Origin of the sequence: Rhizobium sp. 62_C5_N11_2 (genome assembly GCF_051811185.1) — a bacterium.
GTDB lineage: Bacteria > Pseudomonadota > Alphaproteobacteria > Rhizobiales > Rhizobiaceae > Rhizobium > Rhizobium leguminosarum.
In genome coordinates, this window is sequence record NZ_JBPWPW010000001.1 from 1,792,212 (window position 1) to 1,816,898 (window position 24,687).

Genomic DNA, 24,687 nt, shown 5'->3' on the forward strand with positions numbered 1-24,687 from the left:
GTCGGTGCGATCCTGCTGCCGGCCGAGGTCGATGCCATCCTGCCGATGCCGGATGCAGGCGTCATGCTGTCGCTGCAGCCGACGCTTGCAAGTTGAGCCGCCAGGTTTTTTCGGCATAAGTCTTGCTTTTGTGCCAAATCGAATGTATGGGCACCGGCATTCCACACGTAAGGCATGGGATCGTCCGGGAGAAATCCGGGCTGTTCCGCCCGGTGGCATCCTCGAAGAGGGTGCTGTTCGCCTTGCGGAGGTTCAACCGGAAAAGGAGTAACAAGGCATGGCATTGCCTGATTTTTCTATGCGCCAGCTTCTTGAAGCAGGCGTCCACTTCGGCCACCAGACGCATCGCTGGAACCCGAAGATGAAGCCTTACATCTTCGGCGATCGCAACAACATTCACATCATCGATCTGGCCCAGACCGTTCCGATGCTGTCGCGCGCCCTTCAGGTCGTCAGCGACACCGTTGCCCGCGGCGGCCGCGTTCTCTTCGTCGGCACCAAGCGCCAGGCGTCTGAGATCATTGCCGACAGCGCCAAGCGCTCGGCCCAGTACTACGTCAACTCGCGCTGGCTCGGCGGCATGATGACGAACTGGAAGACGATCTCCAACTCGATCCAGCGCCTGCGCAAGCTCGACGAGATCCTGAACGGCGAAGCCCAGGGCTTCACCAAGAAGGAACGCCTGAACCTCGAGCGCGAGCGTGAAAAGCTCGACAAGGCCCTCGGCGGTATCCGCGATATGGGCGGCACGCCTGACCTGATGTTCATCATCGACACCAACAAGGAAAAGATCGCGATCGACGAAGCCAAGCGCCTCGGCATCCCGGTTGTCGCCATCATCGATTCGAACTGCGATCCGGACCTGATCGACTATCCGATCCCGGGTAACGACGACGCATCGCGCGCGATCGCTCTTTACTGCGAGCTGATCTCCCGCGCTGCCATCGACGGCATCGCCCGTCAGCAGGGCTCTTCCGGCCGCGATCTCGGCGCATCCTCCGAACTTCCGGTCGAACCGGCTCTCGAGGAAGCAGCCGAAGGCTGATGAAAGCGGGCGGATCGAAAGATCCGCCAAAGCTTACAGAGACAGGGCTTGCAGAGACTGGGAAAGGCCGCTCGCGACTCATCGAAGTTCGGCGGCCTTGCCTGTTTCAGGGCGAAGGCATCAGGCTCTTCGCCAGAGAAGTTTCGTTATGGCGCGTCTTCATCACGCTGTCATACATACAGGTACATTTCGTGCCTCAATCCGGTGCTGAGCCGCGCTTTACGGCCCACCGTATGAACCGACAAGAGGAAGCTAATGAGCGAGATTACGGCTGCAATGGTGAAGGAACTGCGCGAAAAGACCGGCGCAGGCATGATGGACTGCAAGAAGGCTCTTGCTGAAACCGGTGGCGACATGGAAGCGGCGATCGACTGGCTGCGCGCCAAGGGCATCGCCAAGGCCGACAAGAAGTCCGGCCGTACCGCTGCCGAAGGCCTCATCGGCGTTTCGAGCCAGGGCACCAAGGCCGTCGTCGTCGAAGTCAATTCCGAAACCGACTTCGTCGCCCGTAACGATGCCTTCCAGGGACTCGTCCGCGGCATCGCCAAGGTCGCCGTCTCGACCGACGGCACGGTCGACGCCGTTGCCGCTGCGACCTACCCGGCATCCGGCAAGTCCGTTTCCGACACGATCAAGGATGCGATCGCCACGATCGGCGAGAACATGAACCTGCGCCGCTCGACCGCTCTCTCCGTCGAGGACGGCGTCGTCGCCACCTATATCCACAATGCTGTTTCCGACGGCCTCGGCAAGCTCGGCGTTCTCGTGGCGCTGAAGTCGACCGGCGACAAGGAAGCCCTGAACGCCATCGGCCGTCAGGTCGCCATGCACATCGCGGCGACGGCGCCGCTGGCGATCCGCCCGGAAGAAGTCGATGCCGCCGTCGCCGAGCGCGAGCGCAACGTCTTCATCGAGCAGTCGCGCGCTTCCGGCAAGCCTGACAACATCATCGAAAAGATGGTCGAAGGCCGCATGCGCAAGTTCTTCGAGGAAGTCGCTCTTCTTTCGCAGGCTTTCGTCATCAATCCGGATCTGACGGTTGCCGCCGCCATCAAGGAAGCTGAAAAGGCCGTCGGCGCGCCGATCGAAGTTGCCGGCATGGCCCGTCTGCTGCTCGGCGAAGGCGTCGAGAAGGAAGAGACCGACTTCGCGGCCGAAGTTGCTGCTGCCGTCAAGGGTTGATCTTCCAGTCATAATTGGGAAAACACGAAGGGCATCGCGTGACAACGCGGTGCCCTTCGTGTATCGGGCATTCACGGCAATTTACGAGGAGCCAAGATGTCTTTAGAGCCTGTCTATAAACGCGTTCTACTCAAGGCTTCCGGCGAAGCGCTCATGGGTGGCCAGGGTTTCGGGATCGATGTGACGGTGGCGGACCGCATTGCATCCGACATAGCCGAGGCACGGCATATGGGCGTGGAAGTCGGCGTCGTCGTCGGTGGCGGCAATATCTTCCGCGGTGTCGCGGTGGCGTCCAAGGGCGGCGACCGGGTCACCGGCGACCACATGGGCATGCTCGGCACCATCATCAACGCGCTGGCGCTGGCGACCTCGCTGCGCAAGCTGAACATCGATACGGTGGTGCTTTCGGCCATCTCCATGCCCGAGATCTGCGAGAGCTTTTCGCAGCGCGCAACCCTTTATCATCTGTCGATGGGACGCGTGGTGATCTTTGCCGGCGGCACCGGCAACCCCTTCTTCACCACCGATTCCGCCGCAGCACTTCGCGCCGCCGAAATGGGCGCGGAAGCGATCTTCAAGGGTACGCAGGTGGACGGCATCTACACCGCCGACCCGAAGAAATATCCCGATGCGACTCGCCTCGACCGCTTGACGCACCAGGAAGTGCTGGACAGGGGGCTTGCGGTGATGGACGTTGCCGCCGTGGCGCTCGCCAGGGAAAATTCCATTCCGATCATCGTCTTCTCGATCCACGAGAAGGGTGGTTTTGCTGAAATCTTGACGGGCGGTGGCCTCAAGACCATCGTCTCCGACAACTGATAAAGCTGCGCCGCGGTTTCGGCGCAGCCCTCGCCAGACGGGAGCATCGACATGAGTGAAGGTATCGATATCAAGGAACTGAAGCGCCGCATGGACGGCGCCATTTCCGCATTTAAGAGCGACATCGCATCGCTGCGCACCGGCCGTGCTTCGGCCAACATCCTCGACCCGGTGACGATCGAGGCCTATGGTTCCCGCATGCCGCTGAACCAGGTCGCCAACATCACCGTGCCCGAGCCGCGCATGCTGTCGGTTTCCGTCTGGGACAAATCGATGGTCAGTGCTGTCGAGCGCGGCATCCGCGAATCCAATCTCGGCCTCAATCCGATCGTCGACGGCCAGAACCTGCGCATTCCGCTGCCGGAACTGAACGAGGAGCGCCGCAAATCGCTCGTCAAGGTGGCGCACGACTATGCCGAAAAGAGCAAGGTGGCGATTCGCCATGTCCGCCGCGACGGCATGGACGGCTTGAAGAAAGCCGAAAAGGACGGCGTCATCGGCCAGGACGAGAGCCGCGCGCAGTCGGAACGTGTACAGAAGATGACGGACGAGACGATTTCCGAAATCGACCGCTTGCTTGGCGAGAAGGAAAAGGAAATCATGCAGGTCTAGTGGATCTGTGCCTTTGCCTGGAAAGACCGGACGGGAAATGTCGGAATCTATATTTGTGACTGTGCCAGAGCATGTTGCCATCATCATGGACGGCAATGGCCGTTGGGCCAAGCAGCGTGGTCTGCCGCGCACGATGGGCCATCGCAAGGGCGTCGAGGCGGTGCGCGAGACAGTACGCGCCGCCGGTGCGGCCGGCATAAAATATCTGACCCTCTTTGCCTTCTCCTCGGAGAACTGGCGCCGGCCAGAAGCCGAGGTCTCCGATCTGCTCGGCCTGCTCAAGGCTTTCATCCGGCGCGACCTCGCCGAGCTCCACCGCCAAAACGTGCGGATCAAGGTGATCGGCGACCGCCACAGCCTGCGCAGCGATATTCTCGGCCTGCTTCTGGAGGCGGAGGAGACGACCAAGGACAACACGTCGCTGACGCTCGTCATCGCCTTCAACTATGGCTCGCGCGACGAGATCGCCCGCGCCGTGGTGAGCCTCGCCAGGGATGTCGAGGCCGGCCGCCTGAGGGCGCAGGATATTACACCCGCGCTGATCAACGCCCGTCTCGATACCGCAGGTATCCCCGACCCGGATCTCATTATCCGCACCAGCGGCGAAGAGCGGCTTTCCAACTTCCTCCTATGGCAGGCCGCCTATTCGGAATTCATCTTCCTTCCGGAATACTGGCCGGATTTCAGCCCTGAGATCTTCCGCTCGGCGCTCGAGACATTCGCCTCTCGCGACCGGCGCTTCGGCGGCCTGTCGTCGCAGGCGGCTGCGGTCGGCACCTGATGCAGAGGGAACTGAAGCTCCGCATCGTTTCAGGACTGATTCTTGCGGCCATCGTTCTTGCCGCCACCTGGTATGGCGGCCTTGCCTTCCGTATCCTGGCGGTCGCCATTGGCCTGCTGATCTACTATGAATGGTCGAAGATCACCGGCATCGCGCGGGATTGGGTCGTCAATGCCGTCGGCTGGATCGGTGAGGCGGCGGTCGCCTTCCTCGTGCTTGTCGGCAATTTCGAATTCGCCGCCGGCATGTTGGCCGGCGTCACCGCCGTCGGCATAGCCCTGGTCATCCTGCATGGTACGAGCCGCTGGTTGCCAGTGGGCCTGTTTTATGCCGGCGTCACCGGCCTGGCGCTTGCCGCGATCAGAAGCGATGACCGGCTTGGCCTTTACGCCATGCTCTTCGTTTTTGCCGTCGTCTGGGCGACCGATATCCTTGCCTATTTCGTCGGCCGGGCGCTCGGAGGACCGAAGCTTGCTCCTTCGATCTCGCCGGGAAAGACCTGGTCCGGCGCAATCGGCGGCGCCGTTTCGGCGGTCGCAGCCGGCGTCGTTCTCGTCCATTTTCTCCTTCCGGGCGCTGAAATCATCGCCGCCTTCGCAGCGCTTGTTCTCTCCATTTGCAGCCAGTCCGGCGATCTTTTCGAATCGTTCATCAAGCGGAGATTCGGCGTCAAGGATTCCAGCCGTCTCATTCCGGGCCATGGCGGCGTCATGGACCGTGTCGACGGACTGATTTTTGCCTGTTTTTCGGCGTTCTTGCTTGCAGGGCTTTTTTCCCTGATAAAGGGGACCGGAATGACGTCGCTTGGCGCGGCATTGTTCGGACTCTGACAACGCGGCAGTCTGACGGAAGGCACTCATGGAAACGCTGAGCGGCATATACGCATTTTTGATGGGGAATATCGTTACCTTCATCCTCGTGCTGTCTCTGCTCGTCTTCGTGCATGAGATGGGCCATTACCTCGTCGGGCGTTGGAGCGGCATTCGCATCCTTGCCTTTTCCGTTGGCTTCGGTCCGGAGATATTCGGCTTCACCGATCGCCACGGAACGCGTTGGAAGATCGCGGCGATCCCGCTTGGCGGCTACGTCCGGTTCTTCGGCGACGAGGATGCCTCGAGCAAGCCCGACACCGACAAGATCGCCGCTATGTCCGAGGAAGACAGGGCGCGCTCCTTTGCTGGCGCCAAGCTGTGGAAACGCGCTGCAACCGTCGCGGCTGGCCCGATCGCCAATTTTCTGCTGGCGATCGCCATCTTCACCATTCTTTTCTCGGTCTACGGCCGCACGATCGCCGATCCTGTCGTTGCCGAGGTCAAGCCTGATGGCGCCGCGGCTGCCGCTGGCGTGCTTCCAGGCGATCTATTGGTCGCCATCGATGGCGGCAAGGTCGAGACCTTCGACGACGTGCGCCGCTATGTCAGCATCCGTCCGAGCCAGAAGATCGTCGTGACCATCGAGCGTGGTGGGCAGAAGCTCGATCTGCCGATGGTGCCGCAACGCGTCGACATGACTGACCAGTTCGGCAACAAGGCTGAGGTTGGCCAGATCGGCATCGTCACCAACCAGCAGGCCGGCAATTTCCGCCTGCAGACCTATACGCCGCTGCAGGCGCTGCGTGAGGCTGTGCTCCAGACCCGGGATATCGTTACCGGCACCTTCAAATATATCGCCAACATCTTCAGCGGAACGATGCGCGCCGATCAATTGGGTGGGCCGATCCGCGTGGCGCAAGCTTCGGGCCAGATGGCGTCGCTTGGGATAGGCGCGGTGTTGCAGCTTGCGGCGGTGCTTTCTGTTTCGATAGGATTGCTTAACCTGATGCCGGTTCCGGTACTTGATGGCGGCCACCTGATGTTCTATGCGGTGGAAGCGGTGAGGGGAAAACCGCTGGGCTCTTCGGCCCAGGAAATTGCCTTTCGCATCGGCCTGGCGATGATACTGACATTGATGGTTTTCACGACCTGGAACGATATTGGCTCGTTGAGAGGGTAAACGAGCAAGGCGAGGGTAATTACTATTTATTTACGATGTTTCAAGGCTGTAGTGGCGAATGGGTCACGCTTGCAAATGAAGTAAACAGAAATTAACGACCTGCCTTGCTTGTATGTCAAAAGCGGGTAAAACGACACACGTGACCGGAATCGGGTTCTCCTGGAACCGGGGACGAGGGAAACAAAAGGTAATGGGTGAAATGAAGGCTGGTTCAAAGTTTTTGAACGCAGTATCGGCGGTTGCGCTGTCTGCTAGTGTTGTTGCTTCGGGCGCAGGTGCTTTGACGTTCGTTTCCGCTACGGCCGCTGAGGCCGCGGTTATCCAGCGCATCGATGTGCGCGGCGCAAGCCGTGTCGGCGCGGAAGCCGTTCGGTCGAACCTCACCATCGCTCCCGGAAAGAGTTTTTCGAACAGCGATATCGATGCATCGGTCAAGCAGCTCTATGGGACGGGTTACTTCTCCGACGTCAAGATCTCGGTCTCCGGAAGCACGCTCGTCGTCAACGTTCAGGAAGCCCAGCTCGTCAATCAGGTCGTCTTCAACGGCAACCGCAAGATCAAGGACGACAAGCTCGCGACGATCGTCCAGACCCACGCTGCTGGTCCCTACAGCGACACCCAGATCCAATCCGACATTCAGTCGATCAAGGAAGCTTACGCTGCCACCGGCCGCAGCGAGGTCGAAGTCACGACGCAGGTGGTGCCGCTCGGCGAAGGCCGCGTCAACCTCGCCTTCGTCATCAACGAAGGTGATCGCACCAAGATCGATTCGATCAACTTCGTCGGCAACAATGCCTACAGCGCCGGCCGCCTGGCTGCCGTCATCAACACCAAGCGTTCGAACTTCCTGTCGTTCCTGACCCGCAAGGATGTCTATAACGAAGACAAGCTCCACGCCGACGAAGAAGCGCTGCGCCAGTTCTATTACAATCGCGGCTACGCCGACATGCGCATCGTTTCTTCCGATGCCGCCTTCGACGACGCGACCAACAAGTACACGCTCACCTTCAACATCGAGGAAGGTCAGCGTTACGACTTCGGACCAGTGACCGTCCAGTCGACCGTCGAAGGCGTCGGCTCCGACCAGTTGCAGCCGCTCGTACGCACTCGCGAAGGCCAGGTCTACAACGCCAAGGAAGTGCAGAAGTCGATCGAGGCGATCTCCGATCAGGTGGCGTCTGCCGGTTATCCCTTTGCGCGCGTCACGCCGCGCGGTAACCGCGACCTCAACAACAACACGATCGGTGTCGAATATCTGGTCGACCAGGGCGAGCGCGCCTATGTCGAGCGCATCGAGATTCGCGGCAACAGCCGCACGCGCGACTACGTCATCCGCCGTGAATTCGACATGAGCGAAGGCGACGCCTTCAATCAGCAGATGATCACCAAGGCCAAGCGTCGCCTCGAAGCGCTCGGCTATTTCTCCTCAGTCAACATCTCCACCCAGCCGGGCAGCTCCCCGGACCGGGTCGTGGTGGTTGTCGATGTGCAGGATCAGTCGACCGGTTCGTTCGGTGTCGGTGCGGGTTATGCCGCCGGCGGCGACGGCCTGCTGCTCGAAGCCTCGATCGAGGAAAAGAACTTCCTCGGCCGCGGCCAGTATATCCGCATCTCGGCCGGCGGCGGTCAGGAAGGCTCGCGCGCCTACGGCGTCAGCTTCACCGAGCCTTATTTCCTTGGCTACCGTTTGGCGGCAGGATTCGACGTCAACCGCAGCGAAACGTCGAGCAATGACAACTACGATTACGAGGAAACCAGTGTCGTCCTGCGCGTCACCGCGCCGATTACCGAGGATCTGGCGACGACCTTCCGTTATAACTACAAGCAGATGAAGTATGACGCTGATAACAGCGATCTTTCCGATCTGTCTGCTCCGTATCAGCACCTGGTAGAGGACAGCCCGTGGACACGTTCTTCCGTCTCGCAGACGCTGACCTACAACACGCTTGACGACACGGTCCTGCCACGCGAAGGCATCTATGCGACGGCGACGCAGGAAATTGCCGGTCTCGGCGGTGACTCGCAGTTCTACAAGATCTACGGCAAGGCTCGTTACTACCGTCTGCTCGCCGACGATGCCGATATCATCGGTTCGGTCTCGGCTTCGGCGGGTTATGTCATCGGCTTTGGCGACCATCTGAACGTCTTCGACCAGTTCACGCTGACCAACGGTGACATTCGTGGCTTCGAAAACAAGGGTATCGGCCCGCGCGTTTCCGGTACCAACGACGATCCGCTGGGCGGTACCACTTATTTCACAGCATCGGCCGAAGCGACCTTCCCGATGCCCGGCTTCCCGCGTGACTTCAACCTGCGCGGCGCGGTCTTCGCCGACGCCGGCACGTTGTTCGGCAACGACGTTGACCTGAGGGGCGACGGCATCGAAGGCGAAGACGCCTCCCTGCGCGCTTCCGTCGGTGTCGGTGTCGTCTGGCAGTCTCCCTTCGGTGCGTTGCGTCTGGATTACGCGATCCCGGTCCTCAAGGAAGACTTCGACAAGACGCAGAACTTCAAGTTTGGCATCAACAACCAATTCTGATATCGGCAGTCCGGAACTGTAAGACTCAATTCCGTTCTGGAGCATTGCCGATGGAGCAAAACGTTTTCTTTCTGCCCCATGAAGGTCTGAAGCTCGCTGAGCTGGCAGAGTTTCTTGGGGCGGAACTTGTCAATTCCGACCATGCCGGTGTTATTGTCAGGTCCGTTGCCCCCATCAGCCGGGCACGGGCAGGCGATGTCTGTTATATCCTGTCGCGCCGCAGCCGCGATGAGCTGGCGACATGCGAAGCCTCGGTGGTGATCTGCGACAAGGCGCTTGCTGATCTCGTACCTCAGCATATCCCGGTCATTCTGTCGTCCAATCCGCATGCGGCCTTCGCGATGGCGGGCGGCCTGCTTTATCCCGCAGCCTTGCGCCCGGTCACCTTTTCGCCAGGTGAAGGCGAGATCGCGCCAAGCGCGGTGATCGATCCGAGCGCCAAACTCGAAAAAGGTGTGATCGTCGAGCCGATGGCCGTCATCGGTGCGCATGCCGAGATCGGCGAGGGGACGCGCATTGGCGCGCAGAGCATCATCGGTCCGGGCGTCAAGATCGGCCGGGATTGTTCGATTGCGGCCGGTGCGAGCATTCTCTGTGCACTGCTCGGCAATGGCGTCATCATCCACAACGGCGTCCGCATCGGCCAGGATGGTTTCGGCTACGCGCCGGGTCCTCGCGGCATGATCAAGATCGTCCAGATCGGCCGGGTGATCATTCAGGACAATGTCGAGATCGGCGCAAACACCACGATCGACCGCGGCGCCATGGACGATACGGTGATCGGCGAGGGCACCAAGATCGACAACCAGGTCCAGATTGGCCACAACGTTCAGATCGGCCGCCATTGCGCCGTCGTTGCGCAGGTCGGCATCGCCGGTAGCGCGAAGATCGGCAATGGCGTGCAGATCGGCGGCCAGGTCGGCATCAAGGGGCACGTGACGATCGGCGACGGCGTGCAGATCGCCGCCCAAAGCGGTATCATGACCGATCTTGCCGCCGGCGGACAATATGGTGGCACACCTGCGCGTCCGCTAAATGACTATCTGAGAGATGTCGCGCAAATGATGTCCAAGACGAGAGTGCGCGGGAAGAAACCTGGAGGCGAGCAAAATGACTGAGGAAGCCACGACAACGCTTTCTTCGGCTGACATCATCGAGATCATGAAACTGCTGCCGCATCGCTACCCGTTTCTCATGGTCGACAAGATCATCGAGATCGACGGCGACAACACAGCGATTGGCATCAAGAACGTCACCGTGAACGAACCGCATTTCACTGGCCACTTTCCGGAATCTCCGATCATGCCCGGCGTTCTCTTGATCGAGGGCATGGCCCAGACCGCGGGTGCGATCTGTGCCAAGAAGGATGGACAGCCCGGCAACCTCGTCTATTTCATGACCATCGAGAATGCGCGCTTCCGCAAGCCCGTCGTACCCGGCGATCGTGTTGAATTCCATGTCAAGAAGCACAAGCAGCGCGGCAATATCTGGAAATTCCATTGCGATGCCAAGGTCGACGGCGCGCTCGTCGCCGAAGCCGATATCGGCGCGATGATCGTTCGTAAGGATCAGGCATGAGCACTATCGCCGAAAGCGCCCGCATTCATCCGATGGCCGCCGTCGAAGACGGTGCTGTTATCGGTGAGGGCGTCAAGATCGGTCCCTTCTGCCATGTTGGGTCGCACGTCGTCCTGCATGCGAATGTCGAGCTTTTGTCGCATGCGGTCGTTACCGGCCGCACCGTGATCGGCAAGGGCACGCGCATCTTCCCGATGGCGGTCGTCGGCGGCGATCCGCAGAGCGTGCATCACGGCGGCGAGGAGACGACGCTGACCGTCGGCGCCCACTGCACGATCCGCGAAGGCGTGACGATGAACACCGGCACGGCCGATTTCGGCGGCCAGACGATCGTCGGCGACAACAATCTCTTCCTTGCCAATTCCCATGTCGCGCATGACTGCCGGGTCGGCAATCACGTGATCATGTCGAACAACGTCATGCTCGCCGGTCATGTCGTCATCGAGGATCGTGTCATCCTGGGTGGTGGCTCGGCCGTTCACCAGTTCACCCGCGTCGGCCGTCAGGCCTTCGTCGGCGGGCTCTCGGCAGTGAGCTACGACGTCATTCCCTACGGCATGCTGAACGGCAATCCCGGGCTGCTGAGCGGCCTCAACGTCGTCGGCATGACGCGCGCCGGTGTCGACCGCGCCGTCATTCATAGAGTGCGCCGCGCCTACAAGTCGATCTTCGAAGGAACGGGCTCGGTCCGCGAAAACGCCGCCGCCATCCGCGAAGAATATGCCGATTGCGAGCAGGTGGTCCACATCCTCGATTTCATCGCCGCTGACAGCGACCGCGCCTTGTCCTCGCCGACCCGGGGACAGAAGGGCTAGTCCGTGACTTTATCCGGCGACACCGCTGCGGGCCGGCTGGCGATCATCGCCGGCGGCGGCCTTCTGCCTTCCTATGTCGCCGAAGCCGCGCGAGCGGCGGGCGAAAATCCCGTCATCGTCGCGCTGAAGGACGAAAGCGACCGGCGCTGGGAAGGGTATGACCATGCCGTCATCGGCATCGGCGATTTTGCAGCTCTCGAGGGCCTCTTGAACCGCTACGGCATCGGCCGTGTCGTCATGTCCGGCAGCGTGCGGCGCCGGCCGGAATGGCGCGAGGTGCGCCCGACGCTGCGCACTCTGATGAAGATGCCGGCCGCGATCCGCACCTTGCTGTCCGGCGGCGACGATACGGTGCTGCAGATGGTGATCCGGCTGATCGAGGGAAACGGCCGGCGTGTCGTCGGTGCCCATGAGATCGCCCCGGACCTTCTTGCCGCCGTCGGCCCGCTCGGCACGGCGATACCGGGCGAAGAAGACCGGCGCGATATCAACCGCGCGGCGGAAGCCGCCGAAATGCTCGGCCGGCTCGATGTCGGCCAGGGCGCCGTCGCCATCGGCGGGCGTATCGTCGCGCTGGAGGGTCTTGAGGGCACGGACGAGATGCTGGAGCGTGTCGCGGGTCTCAGAGCCGCCGGGCGCATCTCGCCGCGCCGCCGCGGCGCGCTTGTCAAGCTCTGCAAGCCGCAACAGGATATCCGTGCCGACCTGCCGGCGATCGGCGTTTCCACGGTCTTGAACGCGAGGAAAGCCGGCCTTGCCGGCGTCGCCGTCGAGGCCGGCCGCTCGCTGGTGCTCGATCGCGCCGCCGTCATCAAAGCCGCTGATGAGGCCGGGCTTTTCGTCTGCGGCATCGATCGCGGCCTGCCGTCATGGGGGCTCGAATGAACGGGGCGCCGCTGAAGATCGCCGTCATTGCCGGCGAGGTGTCGGGGGATCTGCTTGGAGCAGATCTCATTGCCGCCCTGAAGCGGATTCATAGAGGACCGGTGGAACTCGTCGGCGTCGGCGGCGAGGGGCTGCAGGCGGAAGGCTTGCGGTCCCTGTTCGATTTCTCCGAGCTGTCGATCATGGGCATCACCCAGGTGCTGAGTCGGCTGCCGAAGCTCTATACCCTGATCCGCCAGACGACGGCTGCCATCATTGCCGCAAAGCCTGATATTCTTCTCATTATCGACAGCCCGGATTTCACCCATCGCGTCGCCAAGCGTGTCCGCACCGCGCTGCCCGATCTGCCTGTTGTCAATTACGTCTGTCCGAGCGTTTGGGCCTGGAAGGAATATCGCGCCACGCGCATGCTCGGCTACGTCGATCATGTGCTCGCCGTCCTGCCCTTCGAGCCGGCAGTGATGCGCACGCTCGGCGGGCCTGAGACCACCTATGTCGGCCATCGCCTGACCGCCGATCCGGCGCTGCTCGAAGCGCGGCGGTTGCGCGCCGGGCGCGCACCCGTCGGCGAAGCGGGTAAGACGATCCTGATGCTTCCTGGGTCAAGATCCTCCGAAATCAGCAGGCTGCTGCCGTTTTTCGAGGACGCGGCCAGGGAACTCGTCGCCCGCAACGGCCCGATGCGTTTCCTGCTGCCCACCGTGCCGCACAATGAAGCGCTGGTGAAGGGTCTCGTCGCCGGCTGGGCCACGCCGCCGGAGGTCGTGGTCGGATCCATGCAGAAGTGGAAGGCCTTTGCCGAAGCGGATGCCGCGATGGCGGCTTCCGGTACGGTCATCCTCGAACTCGGCCTTGCCGGCGTGCCGACGGTGTCCGTCTATAAGACGGATTGGATCATCAGCCTGCTGACCAAGCGCATCAAGGTATGGACGGGCGCATTGCCCAATATCATCGCCGATTATGCCGTCGTGCCGGAATATCTGAACGAGGTGGTCCGCGGCGCAAGCCTGGCGCGCTGGATGGAGCGGCTGTCGGCCGATACGCTCCAATTGAAGGCGATGAACGAGGGTTACGATCTCGTCTGGCAACGCATGCAGACCGAAAAGCCGCCCGGCGAGCACGCCGCCGAGATCCTTCTCGACGTGCTGGAAAAGAAAAAACCCGGTCATTTCTGACCGGGTTTTCTTTTGGGTTCTTTTAAAGCGATCAGCGCTTCGAAACCGGGATGTAATCGCGCTTCGGTTCGCCGACATAGAGCTGGCGCGGACGGCCGATGCGCTGTTCCGGATCCTCGATCATCTCGTTCCACTGCGCGATCCAGCCGACGGTGCGGGCAAGCGCGAAGAGCACTGTGAACATGGTCGTGGGGAAGCCCAGCGCCTTCAGCGTGATGCCGGAATAGAAGTCGATGTTCGGATAGAGCTTCTTTTCGATGAAATATTCGTCGGTGAGCGCGATGCGCTCCAGCTCCATCGCCACTTCGAGCAACGGATCATCCTTGATGCCGAGTTCGCCAAGCACTTCATGCGTCGTCTTCTGCATGATCTTGGCGCGCGGATCATAGTTCTTGTAGACGCGGTGACCGAAGCCCATCAGGCGGAACGGATCGTTCTTGTCCTTGGCGCGGGCGATATATTCCGGAATGTGGTCGACCGAGCCTATCTCGTTCAGCATGTTGAGCGCTGCTTCGTTGGCGCCGCCATGCGCGGGGCCCCAGAGGCAGGCGATGCCGGCAGCGATGCAGGCGAACGGGTTGGCGCCCGACGAACCGGCGAGACGGACGGTCGAGGTCGAGGCGTTCTGCTCATGATCGGCATGCAGGATGAAGATGCGGTCCATGGCGCGGGCAAGCACCGGATTGACCACATATTCCTCGCAAGGCACGGCAAAACACATTCGCAGGAAGTTCGAGGCATAGTCGAGGTCGTTCTTCGGGTAAACGAAGGGCTGGCCGATATGGTACTTGTAGGCCATGGCGGCAAGCGTCGGCATCTTGGCGATCATGCGCAGGCTGGCGACCATGCGCTGGTGCGGATCGGTGATGTCGGTGGAGTCGTGGTAGAAGGCCGACAGCGCGCCGACGCAGCCGCACATGACCGCCATCGGATGCGCATCGCGGCGGAAGCCGGTGAAGAAGCGGCTCATCTGCTCGTGCACCATGGTGTGGTGCGTGACGCGATAATCGAAATCCTTCTTCTGCACGGTGGTCGGCAGTTCGCCGTAAAGCAAGAGGTAGCAGACCTCGAGGAAGTCGCCATGTTCGGCGAGCTGCTCGATCGGATAGCCGCGATGCAGCAGGACACCTTCGTCGCCGTCGATGTAGGTGATTTTCGATTCACAGGATGCAGTCGACGTGAAACCCGGATCGTAGGTGAAGGAAGCCGTGTTCTTGTAGAGGGCACCGATATCGATGACGCTCGGTCCGATCGTGCCGCTTTTAACGGCAAGGTCGACTGATTTGTCACCGATTTTTATTGTAGCGCTTTGATCCGTCATGCTGATCCTCCGAAATGGCGGTGGCGCCATAAAAGCGCCATAGGGGTTAAGCGTCCTCACCGATAGCTATATGATCGCGAGGCTAATGCCAAGTTACCGTGATGGCATTTTGTGCATTGCAGTATCACCTTTTAGGCACTGCAGCGATGAGCCGCATGCATATCGGAAGCCGATGATTCGACTGCTCTTTTGGCTCTTTCAATTTTCCCTCACTTTTCAATCGATTATTCTTGCCGGATTTGATTGGCGGTTGCATTCTGGCTGTCTGGGCGAGTGACCTTGGGCAGCACATGCAGGAGTTGACGACAGTCGAATTGCGGCCGGAAGCAGGCGCCGGCCTTGCCGACTCCGCCGGTTTTTCTCCGCCTGTCGTGGTGACGCGGCCTGCAAGGACGCAGTCGGCGACACCGTGGCGCCACCGGCTGCCGGCAGCAGCCTCGCAATCGCTGCGTGGTGGCATGCGCATGCTGGGCGAAGAGGCGGACCATGGCCGCCTGCTGCTGTTCTCACCGGTCTTCCTCGGCGCCGGCTCAGCCTTCTGGTTTCTAGCGGCATCGGACTTCCCGCTCGTTGCATCGCTGCTCTGCCTGTTGGTGCTGACCGTCGCGGTTCTCATCGCCAGCCGCAGCCGGGCGGCATTGCGGGCAACGCTGCTGGCGCTTGCACTTGTCGCCTGCGGCGTGGTCTCGGCGCAGCTCGAGAGCCGACGGGCTTCGACCGTGATCCTCGATTCATCAGTGACGACGACGGTGACCGGCCGTGTCGAGCGGCGCGAAGGCGATGGTCGCGGGCGGTGGCGCTATATTCTTGCCGTCACCGGCACTGAGGCGCCGGAGGTGAAGCGGCCGCCGGGGCGCATAACCGCGATCGCCCGCGGCGCGGACGCGCCTTTCGAGATCGGTGATATCATAACCGGCAGGGCACGGCTGACGCCGCCAGCAGGTCCAGCGCTTCCGGAGCTCAACGACTTCTCCTTCGGTGCCTATTTCGATGGCATCGGCGCCAACGGCTTCTTCTACGGTGCGCCGACAAAGGTCGATTTGCAGGCAGGTCCGCAAGCGGCCAGATCGACGACGGAAGCGCTGCTCGAAGGTCTCTATCGGCTGCGCAGCGGTATCGGCGACCGCATAAGGTCGATCCTGCCCGGCGACACCGGCGCTTTTGCCGCTGCTCTGGTGACGGACGAGCGGCGCGCCATCTCGAATGAGACGACGGAGGCGCTGCGCCAGTCCGGTCTGGCTCATATCATCGCTATCTCCGGCCTCAACATGGCGCTGTCAGCCGGCATCTTCTTCGTCGGTTTCCGCATGCTGCTCAGCCTCTTTCCCGGTGTCGCCCAAGCCTATCCGACCAAGAAGATCGCTGCTGCCGGCGCGCTCATCGCCGTCACGGCCTATTTCCTGATCTCCGGCTTTGCCGTCTCGGCCGAACGCGCCTTCATCATGATGGCGATCATGTTGATTGCCGTCTTCTTCGACCGGCCGTCGATCAGCCTGCGCAATGTCGCTCTCTCGGCGCTCGTCATTCTCGCCATTTCACCGTCCGAGGTCTTGGGTCCGAGCTTCCAGATGTCCTTTGCCGCGACATTGGCGTTGGTATCTGGCTACCAGCTGTGGAAGGACCGGCGCGTCCGCGAAAACGCTTTCCTGAAGCTGCCGGTTTTTCGGCCCGTCGTTACGGTTGCGGGTTTCTTCGGCGGCGTCTTCCTGACCTCGCTGATCGGCGGCTTTTCCACCGCGCTGTTTTCGATCGAGCATTTTCATCGCCTGACTGCCTATGGCCTGCCGGCAAACCTCGCGACGATGCCGATCATCTCCTTCATCATCATGCCGGCCGGGTTGCTGGCGATGCTGCTCATGCCTTTCGGTCTGGACGTTTTGCCTTGGAAGGTCGTCGGATTCGGCCTCGATCTGGTGATCGCGATCGCAAAGACGGTGTCCGGCTGGGGTGGCGACATCGGCATCGGCCGCTTGCCCGCTTGGTATTTCGCGATAGCCGTCGCAGGCTTTCTGCTGCTGACGCTGCTCCGCACCCGGCTGCACCATATCGGCACATCGATCATCGCGGTGTCGACGCTCGTCCTCTTGCTTCTGCCGGTTCCCCGGCCGCCGGATCTGGCGATTTCGGAGGATGGTGGTCTCGTCGCAATCGTCGAGGCGGGGGCCATGGCTTCCAACCGTGAAAGACCGCCGGATTTCATCTTCGACCAGTGGCAGAGAGCGCTGGTCCTGCCGACGCATCACCCGCCGAAGATGCTGGATGGTCCTGCTATCCCGCCGGAGGGAGAAGACCGCCGCGTCAGGCTTTCCCGCGATCAGCAGAACGAAGCAAGGTCGGCGATGCGGGCGGCTGCAGCTGGTGGTGAAGCAAACCGCTTTTCCTGCGTCAAGAAGGCCTGGTGCATATCAAGGCTTGGCAATGGTCACGTGGTTGCTGTCATCGACAATGCCGCCTATCTCGGTCCGGCATGCGACGCGGCCGATATCGTCGTGACGTCGGTCCGCCTGCGCTTCAACAGCTGCCGCTCAGGGGCGACGCTCTTCACCGGCGAAACGCTGCGCAGGACCGGTTCCGTCGAGTTGCGCTTCGCCGACGCCGGCCTGGAGGTCGCAACCGCATTCGATGCATTGTCGCGGCCATGGATGCGGCATCGCGCCTATGACTGGCGCAGCAACAGTTTTGCCGAATCCGGACTGCCTGATGTCAGTGATAGCGGCGAATGAGGCCGACGAGCTTGCCCTGAACCTTGACGCGGTCCGGCCCGAAAATCCGGGTCTCGTAAGCCGGGTTGGCCGCCTCCAGCGCGATCGAGGCGCCTTTGCGGCGGAAGCGTTTGAGTGTCGCTTCTTCGTCATCGACGAGAGCAACGACGATGTCGCCAGGACTTGCGGTGCTGCCGTTGCGAATAATCACGGTGTCGCCGTCGAAGATGCCGGCGTCGATCATCGAATCGCCCTTGACCTCGAGCGCATAATGTTCACCGGAACCGAGCATGTCCGCCGGAACGACGATTTCGTGGGTGTTGTTCTGGATCGCCGAGATCGGAACACCGGCGGCGATACGGCCCATGACCGGCACGGATACCGAGTTGCCGTTGTCGGCGACGGGTTTTGCCGGAGCAGGAGTGGCGACCGGCTGCGGCTTGCCAAGGCTGCCCTCGATGACGCTGGGCGAAAAGCCCCGCCGGGGCTGAATGCTGGGGCTGTAGGCCTCCGGAAGCTTGATAACCTCGAGCGCACGGGCGCGGTTCGGTAGGCGGCGAATGAAGCCACGTTCCTCGAGCGCCGTAATCAGCCGGTGAATCCCGGACTTGGAAGCGAGGTCCAGGGCATCCTTCATTTCGTCGAAAGATGGCGGAACGCCGGATTCCTTCATGCGCTCATGAATGAAAAGGAGAAGCTCCTGTTGTTTGCGCGTGAGCATCGACGTTGTGACCTCGTGATTGAAACAAATCCAGAACAGACACTATATGTTCCATATGTGTTCCGCAAGTAGCTAAATTTCCGTAAAACTTGGCGCCAACTCGTTGAGATTTTTATTTTCATTCGCCGGATTGGGACACATGTCTTGCATTGAGGGGCGCGCCATCGCACATCTCTTGCCGCTTCCAGGAGGGATATCATGAACGAGCGTTCCGCCAAGCCGCACCCGCTGGATCATGTGGTGCTGCCCGTCGTCAATATCGATCTGGCGCGCGAGAGGCTTGGCAAGCTCGGCTTCACCGTTGCCGCCGATGCACGCCATCCCTTCGGAACGGAAAACGCCTGCGTCTTTTTTGCCGACAAGACTTATCTGGAGCCGCTCGGGATTGCGAGTGTCGAGGAGAGCGAGGCCTCAGCGCGGCAAGGCAATGTTTTCACCGCCCGCAACCGGGCCTTCCGCTTCCGCTGCGGCGAGGAGGGGCTTTCGGGGCTTGCTTTCGGTAGTAAGGATGCCGGCATCGATCATCAGAACTTCGTCGGCAACGGATCGAGCGCCGGCGAGATGCTGCAGTTCACCCGGCCGATGACGATGCCGGACGGTTCTGAGAGCGTCGCCGGCTTCAAGCTGGCTTTTGCCGGCGACCTGCGAGCGCCCGATCTCTTCCTTTTCAGCGTCGAACGCGTCAATCCGCTGCCGGCCGACCGCGGCGCGCTGGAGACGCATGCCAATGGCGTCACCGGCATTGCCGAGATCGCGCTCTGCGCGCCTGATGCCGCCGCTTTCGGAGCCTTCGTCGGCCTTGCCGTGGCGCAGGCGGCAGTCGAGAAAACCGGTTTTGGCGTCAATGTTGCTGCTTCGAACGCGAAAATCAGCCTGATGACGCCGGAAGGGCTAGAAGCCTATTTCGAGATCGCCGGCTCATCCGCCGATCGCGGCCTCCGTGGCCGGGCAATCCTCTTCATTGTCGCCGATCTTGCCGTGACAGAAGCGCATTTGGCTGCTAACGGGGTGACATACACGCGCAAGAACAATCGCATTCTGGTGAAGCCCGCGCCCGGGCAGGGCACGCTCTTCGCCTTCGAGGAGACACGATGAGCACTGAGACGAATTCCGAAGTCAAGATCGGCGAAGGCCAAGGCCAGGTGACCTTTTCCAATACCGGCCGCCTGTCGCTAATTGCCGGTCCCTGCCAGATGGAGAGCCGCGACCACGCCTTCATGGTTGCCGGTACGCTGAAAGAGCTTTGCGCAAAGCTCGGCATCGGCCTCGTCTACAAGAGCTCCTTCGACAAGGCGAACCGCACCTCGCTCTCGGCTGAGCGCGGTATCGGGATCGAAAAGGGCATGGAGGTCTTTGCCGACCTCAAGAAGGAGTTCGGCTTTCCTGTCCTGACCGACGTTCATACCGCCGAGCAATGCGCGGAGGTGGCAAAGATCGTCGACGTCCTGCAGATCCCGGCCTTCCTTTGCCGCCAGACCGACCTTCTCATCGCCGCCGCCAAGACCGGCCGCGTCGTCAATGTCAAGAAGGGCCAGTTCCTCGCCCCCTGGGACATGAAGAACGTCCTGAAGAAGCTCAACGCCAGCGGCAATCCGAACGTGCTGCTGTGCGAGCGCGGCGCCTCCTTCGGCTATAATACGCTGGTTTCCGACATGCGCTCGCTGCCGATCATGGCGGCGATGGGCGCGCCCGTTATCTTCGATGCCACCCATTCCGTTGCGCAGCCGGGCGGGCAGGGCGATTCCTCCGGCGGTCAGCGGGAATTCGTGGAAACACTGGCGCGCGCAGCAGTGGCTGCCGGTGTTGCCGGTGTCTTCGTCGAAACCCACCAGGACCCCGACAATGCACCTTCGGACGGCCCGAACATGGTCTATCTCGAGGACATGCCGCGGCTGCTTGAAAAGCTGCTTGCCTTCGATGCGGTCGCCAAGGCTTGACGTTCAACAGCCTGACATGATCGTGCTATAGGCATGTCGCGAAAAAGTGTGCAGCGGTTTTGCGACAACGACATGCGGAAAGCCAAAGACCTAAAGCGTGGCAAGCGAATCTGAAAGATCGCGACGCGCTTTAGGCGAGATCCAAACACTGGTTCGAAGGCTGGAAATTGCAGCATTGTAATTTGCACGCCTTCGACTAAGACAGGTTTCGAACCGACTTATCACCACCCACCGAGCAGGAAGAACCCATGACTGCAATCACCGATATCATCGCCCGCGAGATTCTCGATAGCCGTGGCAACCCCACCGTCGAAGTCGATGTCTATCTCGAAGATGGCAGCATGGGCCGCGCGGCCGTTCCCTCGGGCGCCTCGACGGGCGCGCATGAGGCGGTCGAACTGCGCGACGGCGGCAAGCGCTACCTGGGCAAGGGTGTCGAAAAGGCGGTGGAAGCCGCCAACACCGAGATCTTCGACGCGATCGGCGGCATCGACGCCGAAAACCAGATCCAGATCGACAACATCATGATCGAGCTGGACGGCACGCCGAACAAGTCGCGCCTCGGCGCCAACGCCATCCTCGGCGTGTCGCTCGCCGTCGCCAAGGCTGCTGCCCAGGCGTCCGGCCTGCCGCTCTACCGTTATGTCGGCGGCGCTTCCGCCAGCCTGCTGCCGGTGCCGATGATGAACATCATCAACGGCGGCGCCCACGCCGACAATCCGATCGATTTCCAGGAATTCATGATCCTGCCAGTCGGCGCCGATTCGATCGCCGAAGCCGTGCGCATGGGTTCGGAAGTCTTCCATACGCTGCGCAAGGAACTTGCCGCGCAGGGCCATAACACCAATGTCGGCGACGAAGGCGGTTTCGCACCGGGTCTGAAGAGTGCTTCGGAAGCTCTCGACTTCATCATGAAGTCGGTCGAGAAAGCCGGCTACAAGCCAGGCGAGGACATCTACCTCGGCCTCGACTGCGCCTCGACCGAATTCTTCAAGGACGGCAAATACGTTCTCGAAGGGGAAGGCCGCACGCTGGAATCGGGCGCCATGGCCGAATATCTGGCTGAGCTCGCCGCCAAGTATCCGATCATCTCGATCGAGGACGGCATGGCCGAAGACGATTGGGACGGCTGGAAGACGTTGACCGACCTGACCGGCAAGAAGACCCAGCTCGTCGGCGACGATCTCTTCGTTACCAACTCCGCCCGTCTTCGCGACGGCATCCGCATGGGCGTCGCCAACTCGATCCTCGTCAAGGTCAACCAGATCGGCTCGCTGACGGAAACGCTCGATGCCGTCAACACGGCGCACAAGGCGGCCTATACCGCCGTCATGTCGCACCGCTCCGGCGAGACCGAAGATTCGACCATCGCCGATCTCGCCGTCGCCACCAACTGCGGTCAGATCAAGACCGGCTCGCTGTCGCGTTCCGACCGTCTTGCCAAGTACAACCAGCTGATCCGCATCGAAGAGGGCCTCGGCCCGCAGGCCCAGTATGCCGGCCGCTCGATCATTCGCGGCTGATCGGATCTGATGTTCAATGGTTTAACCCGCGCCTTCCCGGCGCGGGTTTTTTATTGCCCGGTTTTTAGAGTCAACGAACGGTTAATCTCTGCGCGTTAGATTGAACGAATTGGTAATGCGTTCAAGAGCATGCGTGTATGTGGACAAAGCATCATAAGAAGAGAAAGATCGGTCGCTTCGTCATTCCGGCCATGACGGTCGCCTTCCTCTCCTATTTCGGTTATCATTGCATCCATGGCGATTACGGCCTGCGCGCAACGGAGACGTTCGAGCATCAGCGTGTCGCGCGTGAAAAAGAGCTTGCAGTCTTGAAGGCGAAGCGCGAACATCTGGAAAATCAGGTCGCGCTCCTCAGTGACGGCTCGCTCGACAAGGATATGTTGGACGAAAAAGCGCGTTATCAGCTCAACATGTCGCGCGCGGACGAGATCGTCATATTCAACCATTATTCCAATTAACCGAAAACAGGTTAATTGGAATTTTCATAGTTTTTCCAATAATTTAGCAGCGAATACGAGCCATGCAATTATGGCATTGCTGTGGTCATATTTCTTCCCTATGGTACGCCCCACCAAGAAACGACAAACCCATAGGGAGGGTTGAATGGCGCCGCGAAAGACCGCGACCGTTTCCAGCCGCAAAACTGCAGCAAAACCGGCAGCCAAAGCATCGAATGGAGGCCCTGTAGCCGACTTCGATCGCAATGAAGAGCTCAAGGCCTATCGCGAGATGCTGTTGATCCGCCGCTTCGAGGAGAAGGCCGGCCAGCTTTACGGCATGGGCTTCATCGGCGGCTTTTGTCACCTCTACATCGGTCAGGAAGCTGTCGTCGTCGGCATGCAGATGGCGCAGAAGGAAGGCGACCAGGTCATCACCGCCTATCGCGATCACGGCCATATGCTGGCAACCGGCATGGAAGCACGCGGCGTCATGGCGGAACTGACCGGGCGTCGCAGCGGCTATTCCCACGGCAAGGGCGGCTCGATGCACATGTTCTCGAAAGAGAAGCATTTCTACGGCGGTCATGGCATCGTCGGTGCCCAGGTCTCGCTCGGAACGGGTCTTGCCTTCGCAAACCGCTACCGCGGCAACGACAATGTCTCCATCGCCTATTTCGGCGACGGCGCCGCCAACCAGGGCCAGGTCTACGAGAGCTTCAACATGGCTGCTCTCTGGAAGCTGCCGATCGTCTATATCGTTGAGAACAACCGTTACGCCATGGGGACGTCGACCGCGCGCGCCACTGCGCAGTCGAACTACTCGCTTCGTGGATCCGGCTTCGGCATCCCCGGCATTCAGGTCGACGGCATGGACGTCCGCGCCGTCAAGGCTGCGGCCGACGAGGCGCTCGAACACTGCCGTTCCGGCAAGGGCCCGATCATTCTCGAAATGCTGACCTATCGTTATCGCGGTCACTCCATGTCCGACCCGGCGAAATATCGCTCCAAGGACGAAGTGCAGAAGATGCGCTCCGAGCATGACCCGATCGAACAGGTCAAGGCTCGCCTCGTCGAAAAGGGCTGGGCTTCCGAAGACGATCTGAAGGCGATCGACAAGGATGTCCGCGATATCGTCGCCGACAGTGCCGATTTCGCCCAGGCCGATCCGGAGCCGGATGCATCCGAGCTCTATACCGACATTCTGCTCTAATCGGGGAGGGAACCCATGCCTATCGATATCCTCATGCCCGCCCTCTCTCCGACCATGGAAGAAGGCACACTGTCCAAATGGCTGAAGCAGGAAGGTGACAAGGTCACCTCCGGCGACGTGATTGCCGAAATCGAAACCGACAAGGCGACGATGGAAGTCGAAGCTGTCGATGAAGGGATCATCGGCAAGTTGCTCGTCGATGCCGGCACTGAAGGCGTCAAGGTCAATACCAAGATCGCCGTTTTGCTGCAGGACGGCGAATCCGCTTCGGACATTTCCGCCGCCAAGCCCGCTGCCGCGGCAGCGCCCGCGGTTGCCCAGGAAGAGAAGCCGACCAACACCGGTTCCGCCTCCGCGCCGCTTCCGGCCGAGCCGAAGGCTGTCGTTCCGAACGACCCCGAAATCCCGGCCGGCACTGAAATGGTGTCGACGACCGTGCGCGAAGCGCTCCGCGACGCCATGGCCGAAGAAATGCGCGCCGACGAAAACGTCTTCGTCATGGGCGAGGAAGTCGCCGAATACCAGGGCGCTTACAAGGTCACGCAGGGGCTACTGCAGGAATTCGGCCCCCGCCGCGTCGTCGATACGCCGATTACCGAGCACGGCTTTGCCGGTGTCGGCGTCGGTGCCGCAATGGCCGGCCTTCGCCCGATCGTCGAATTCATGACCTTCAACTTCGCCATGCAGGCGATCGACCACATCATCAACTCCGCCGCCAAGACGCTCTATATGTCCGGTGGCCAGATGGGTGCTCCGATCGTCTTCCGCGGTCCGAATGGTGCCGCGGCTCGCGTCGGCGCCCAGCACAGCCAGGATTATGCAGCCTGGTACAGCGCCATTCCCGGCCTGAAGGTCGTCATGCCCTATACGGCATCCGACGCCAAAGGCCTGCTGAAGGCTGCGATCCGCGATCCGAACCCGGTCATCTTCCTCGAAAACGAAATTCTCTACGGCCAGCACTTCGACGTGCCGAAGCTCGACAATTTCGTCCTGCCGATCGGTAAGGCCCGCATCCATCGTCCGGGCAAGGACGTCACTGTGGTCTCCTTCGGCATCGGCATGAGTTATGCGACCAAGGCTGTCGCCGAACTCGAGAAGATCGGCATCGACGTCGAACTGATTGACCTTCGCACCATCCGCCCGATGGACCTGCCGACTGTCATCGAATCGGTGAAGAAGACTGGCCGTCTGGTCACCGTCGAGGAAGGTTATCCGCAGTCCTCCGTCGGCACCGAAATCGCCACCCGCGTCATGCAGCAGGCCTTCGACTATCTCGATGCGCCGATCCTGACGATCGCAGGCAAGGACGTTCCGATGCCTTACGCCGCCAATCTCGAAAAGCTTGCCCTTCCGAACGTCGGCGAAGTGGTCGATGCGGTGAAGGCTGTTTGCTACAAATAAGGGGAGGGT

22 protein-coding genes are annotated in these 24,687 nt (G+C 61.0%); 20 read left to right on the plus strand and 2 right to left on the minus strand.

Annotated elements, in window-relative coordinates; all coding sequences use genetic code 11:
- The first annotated feature begins 277 nt into the window (after nt 1–277).
- The 13 genes from rpsB to lpxB all read left to right on the plus strand — a co-directional run bounded on the left by rpsB (nt 278) and on the right by lpxB (nt 13,423).
- Complete coding sequence (gene rpsB / locus AB8B31_RS09130; protein ID WP_003559062.1) at nt 278–1,045, plus strand: 30S ribosomal protein S2; 768 nt, start codon at nt 278–280, stop codon at nt 1,043–1,045.
- A gap of 255 nt (nt 1,046–1,300) precedes the next feature.
- Nucleotides 1,301–2,227, plus strand: a complete 927-nt coding sequence (gene tsf, locus AB8B31_RS09135; RefSeq protein WP_439007434.1) for a translation elongation factor Ts — start codon at nt 1,301–1,303, stop codon at nt 2,225–2,227.
- Between the two features lie 96 nt (nt 2,228–2,323).
- Nucleotides 2,324–3,046 carry a UMP kinase gene (pyrH, locus tag AB8B31_RS09140; RefSeq protein WP_003539289.1) on the plus strand — a complete coding sequence of 241 codons (723 nt, stop codon included), beginning with the start codon at nt 2,324–2,326 and terminating at the stop codon, nt 3,044–3,046.
- 51 nt (nt 3,047–3,097) lie between these two features.
- Nucleotides 3,098–3,658, plus strand: coding sequence for a ribosome recycling factor (gene frr, locus AB8B31_RS09145; RefSeq protein ID WP_018241888.1), 561 nt, complete (start codon nt 3,098–3,100; stop codon nt 3,656–3,658).
- 37 nt (nt 3,659–3,695) lie between these two features.
- A complete protein-coding gene (locus AB8B31_RS09150) occupies nt 3,696–4,439 on the plus strand; it encodes an isoprenyl transferase (RefSeq protein ID WP_018241889.1) in 744 nt (247 codons plus the stop codon).
- Entirely contained in the window at nt 4,439–5,269 is an 831-nt protein-coding gene (locus AB8B31_RS09155; RefSeq protein ID WP_130716336.1) for a phosphatidate cytidylyltransferase, read from the plus strand. The genes AB8B31_RS09150 and AB8B31_RS09155 overlap by 1 nt, the downstream gene beginning before the upstream one ends.
- Before the next feature lie 28 nt (nt 5,270–5,297).
- Nucleotides 5,298–6,431: an RIP metalloprotease RseP gene (gene rseP, locus AB8B31_RS09160; RefSeq protein ID WP_018241891.1), complete on the plus strand. Its 1,134-nt coding sequence runs from the start codon at nt 5,298–5,300 to the stop codon at nt 6,429–6,431.
- A 199-nt stretch (nt 6,432–6,630) separates the two neighbouring features.
- A complete protein-coding gene (gene bamA, locus AB8B31_RS09165) occupies nt 6,631–8,970 on the plus strand; it encodes an outer membrane protein assembly factor BamA (protein WP_113542290.1) in 2,340 nt (779 codons plus the stop codon).
- 50 nt (nt 8,971–9,020) lie between these two features.
- Nucleotides 9,021–10,088 (plus strand): UDP-3-O-(3-hydroxymyristoyl)glucosamine N-acyltransferase, encoded by a 1,068-nt coding sequence (lpxD, locus tag AB8B31_RS09170; protein WP_018445462.1) that lies wholly within the window; start codon nt 9,021–9,023, stop codon nt 10,086–10,088.
- Nucleotides 10,081–10,548 (plus strand): 3-hydroxyacyl-ACP dehydratase FabZ, encoded by a 468-nt coding sequence (fabZ, locus tag AB8B31_RS09175; protein WP_018241894.1) that lies wholly within the window; start codon nt 10,081–10,083, stop codon nt 10,546–10,548. Before lpxD ends, fabZ begins: the two co-directional genes overlap by 8 nt.
- Nucleotides 10,545–11,363 carry an acyl-ACP--UDP-N-acetylglucosamine O-acyltransferase gene (gene lpxA / locus AB8B31_RS09180; RefSeq protein ID WP_112902896.1) on the plus strand — a complete coding sequence of 273 codons (819 nt, stop codon included), beginning with the start codon at nt 10,545–10,547 and terminating at the stop codon, nt 11,361–11,363. Before fabZ ends, lpxA begins: the two co-directional genes overlap by 4 nt.
- Nucleotides 11,364–11,366: 3 nt before the next feature.
- Nucleotides 11,367–12,248, plus strand: a complete 882-nt coding sequence (locus AB8B31_RS09185) for an LpxI family protein (RefSeq protein WP_018241896.1) — start codon at nt 11,367–11,369, stop codon at nt 12,246–12,248.
- Nucleotides 12,245–13,423 carry a lipid-A-disaccharide synthase gene (gene lpxB / locus AB8B31_RS09190; RefSeq protein ID WP_131703242.1) on the plus strand — a complete coding sequence of 393 codons (1,179 nt, stop codon included), beginning with the start codon at nt 12,245–12,247 and terminating at the stop codon, nt 13,421–13,423. The genes AB8B31_RS09185 and lpxB overlap by 4 nt, the downstream gene beginning before the upstream one ends.
- A gap of 31 nt (nt 13,424–13,454) precedes the next feature.
- Here lpxB and gltA read toward each other — a convergent pair whose 3' ends face one another.
- The gene (gene gltA / locus AB8B31_RS09195; protein WP_018241898.1) at nt 13,455–14,744 is read right to left on the minus strand and encodes a citrate synthase; all 1,290 of its coding nucleotides are present in this window, start codon (nt 14,742–14,744) and stop codon (nt 13,455–13,457) included.
- A gap of 290 nt (nt 14,745–15,034) precedes the next feature.
- Here gltA and AB8B31_RS09200 point away from each other — a divergent pair, with 290 nt between their 5' ends.
- Nucleotides 15,035–17,467 (plus strand): ComEC/Rec2 family competence protein, encoded by a 2,433-nt coding sequence (locus tag AB8B31_RS09200; protein WP_131703243.1) that lies wholly within the window; start codon nt 15,035–15,037, stop codon nt 17,465–17,467.
- Here AB8B31_RS09200 and lexA read toward each other — a convergent pair.
- Nucleotides 17,448–18,167, minus strand: coding sequence for a transcriptional repressor LexA (gene lexA, locus AB8B31_RS09205; RefSeq protein WP_131703244.1), 720 nt, complete (start codon nt 18,165–18,167; stop codon nt 17,448–17,450). The genes AB8B31_RS09200 and lexA overlap by 20 nt on opposite strands.
- Nucleotides 18,168–18,365: 198 nt before the next feature.
- Here lexA and AB8B31_RS09210 point away from each other — a divergent pair, with 198 nt between their 5' ends.
- The 6 genes from AB8B31_RS09210 (at nt 18,366) to AB8B31_RS09235 (ending at nt 24,678) form a co-directional block, all read left to right on the plus strand.
- Complete coding sequence (locus tag AB8B31_RS09210; protein WP_131703245.1) at nt 18,366–19,262, plus strand: VOC family protein; 897 nt, start codon at nt 18,366–18,368, stop codon at nt 19,260–19,262.
- Complete coding sequence (gene kdsA, locus AB8B31_RS09215; RefSeq protein WP_131703246.1) at nt 19,259–20,104, plus strand: 3-deoxy-8-phosphooctulonate synthase; 846 nt, start codon at nt 19,259–19,261, stop codon at nt 20,102–20,104. The genes AB8B31_RS09210 and kdsA overlap by 4 nt, the downstream gene beginning before the upstream one ends.
- Before the next feature lie 248 nt (nt 20,105–20,352).
- Nucleotides 20,353–21,627 (plus strand): phosphopyruvate hydratase, encoded by a 1,275-nt coding sequence (eno, locus tag AB8B31_RS09220; protein WP_018241901.1) that lies wholly within the window; start codon nt 20,353–20,355, stop codon nt 21,625–21,627.
- Between the two features lie 137 nt (nt 21,628–21,764).
- Entirely contained in the window at nt 21,765–22,085 is a 321-nt protein-coding gene (locus AB8B31_RS09225) for an FtsB family cell division protein (RefSeq protein ID WP_018241902.1), read from the plus strand.
- A 145-nt stretch (nt 22,086–22,230) separates the two neighbouring features.
- Nucleotides 22,231–23,277, plus strand: a complete 1,047-nt coding sequence (pdhA, locus tag AB8B31_RS09230) for a pyruvate dehydrogenase (acetyl-transferring) E1 component subunit alpha (protein WP_003559100.1) — start codon at nt 22,231–22,233, stop codon at nt 23,275–23,277.
- A 15-nt stretch (nt 23,278–23,292) separates the two neighbouring features.
- Entirely contained in the window at nt 23,293–24,678 is a 1,386-nt protein-coding gene (locus AB8B31_RS09235; RefSeq protein ID WP_018241903.1) for a pyruvate dehydrogenase complex E1 component subunit beta, read from the plus strand.
- Nucleotides 24,679–24,687: the final 9 nt, after the last annotated feature.